Origin of the sequence: Herbaspirillum sp. B65, from assembly GCF_000333555.1 — a bacterium.
Lineage (GTDB): Bacteria > Pseudomonadota > Gammaproteobacteria > Burkholderiales > Burkholderiaceae_D > Herbaspirillum > Herbaspirillum rubrisubalbicans.
Window position 1 is genome coordinate 1 of sequence record NZ_BADI01000460.1, and the last position, 1,451, is coordinate 1,451.

A 1,451-nucleotide genomic window follows, 5' to 3' on the forward strand; every position below is an offset into this window, starting at 1 on the left:
CGACCTGGCTGCCGCCGCGCGCTGCAACGCCGATATCGTCAAACCGTCCATGCCGGTGTCGGACATCCATATCCAGCACAAGCTGCAACGCGACCGCGACTGGGTGCTGGCGCAGATCCGTTATTTCCTGCCCAAGGCACTGGACCTGGGCATGGAGGTTTGCCTCGGTGGCGAGGATTCCTCCCGCGCCGACCTGGACTTCATGTTGCGGGTGATCGAGACGGCCCAGGCCGCCGGCGCCCGGCGCTTCCGCTTTGCCGATACGCTGGGGCTGCTTGATCCCTTTGCGACTTATGAAGTGATCCGCCAGTTGCGCCAGGAAGTCGACATCGAACTGGAAATGCACGCCCACAACGACCTGGGCCTGGCCACGGCCAACACCCTGGCCGCCATCAATGCCGGCGCCAGCCACGTCAACACTACCGTCAACGGTCTGGGCGAGCGCGCGGGCAATGCGCCGCTGGAAGAAGTGGTGATGGGCTTGCGCCATCTGCATGGCATCGAGACCCAGGTCGATACACGTTCTCTTCCGGCCATTTCCAGACTGGTGGCCAAAGCCTCCGGCAAGGCGGTGGCGCCCAACAAGAGCATCGTCGGCGAAGCAGTCTTCACGCATGAATCGGGCATCCACGTGGACGGATTACTCAAGAACCCGGCCAACTATGAACACTTCAGCCCGGCCGAACTGGGCCGCAGCCATCACATCGTGCTGGGCAAGCATTCCGGCTCGCGCGGCGTCAAGGATGCCTTCGCCAAGATGGGAATACTGCTCTCGGACAGCCAGGCACAAGCCATGCTCATGCGCATCCGTGATCACACCATGGTGGCCAAGGCGGCGCCCAGCGAAGATGAGCTTACGCGTTTCTTCCTGGAAAGTGGCGCCTGTGCGGCCAGCCAGATGTAAGCATTTGGTTTCGCCCGTTCCCGCGCGCTGCGCCTATGTTCCTCTCAACCCAGAAAGAGAGCCCGTCATGCTGACCTTGGCCGAAAAACTGAAGCAACTGTCCGCCGCCGAAGAGTTCCTCGATTTCTTCGGGGTGCCTTACCAGCAAGCGGTCGTGAACGTCAATCGCCTGCACATCTTGAAGCGCTTCTACCAGTACATGCGTCAGGAACGCGGCCTGGATGAGCTGGACGAGGTGGAGATGTTCAAGAAGCTGCGTGCCATGCTGGCCGCCGCCTATGACGACTTCGTCCATTCCACGCCAGCACAGGAAAAGGTTTTCAAGGTGTTCCAGGATGCCCACGGCAAGTCGGTATCGCTGGAGATGCTGCGCATGTCCCTGCCGGCCAAGGCTTGAGCCTGCCCTTTTGGAGAACACCATGCATATCGTCGTCTGTATCAAGCAAGTACCCGACAGCGCCCAGATCCGCGTACATCCGGTCACAAACACCATCATGCGCCCAGGTGTGCCCGGCATCATCAACCCCTACGACTTGTTTTCGCTGGA

Annotated in this window: 2 protein-coding genes and 1 pseudogene; all 3 read left to right on the top strand. The window is 60.8% G+C overall.

Translation table 11 applies throughout. The features are described 5' to 3' along the window. The coding region (locus I5W_RS11070) for a homocitrate synthase/isopropylmalate synthase family protein (RefSeq protein ID WP_044529255.1) at positions 1–904 on the top strand (904 nt) is incomplete at its 5' end. A gap of 67 nt (positions 905–971) precedes the next feature. Further along, positions 972–1,301, top strand: coding sequence for a nitrogenase stabilizing/protective protein NifW (gene nifW, locus I5W_RS11075; protein WP_013234806.1), 330 nt, complete (start codon positions 972–974; stop codon positions 1,299–1,301). 22 nt (positions 1,302–1,323) lie between these two features. After that, positions 1,324–1,451: pseudogene (locus tag I5W_RS33320) on the top strand (nitrogen fixation protein FixA); the annotation flags it as partial.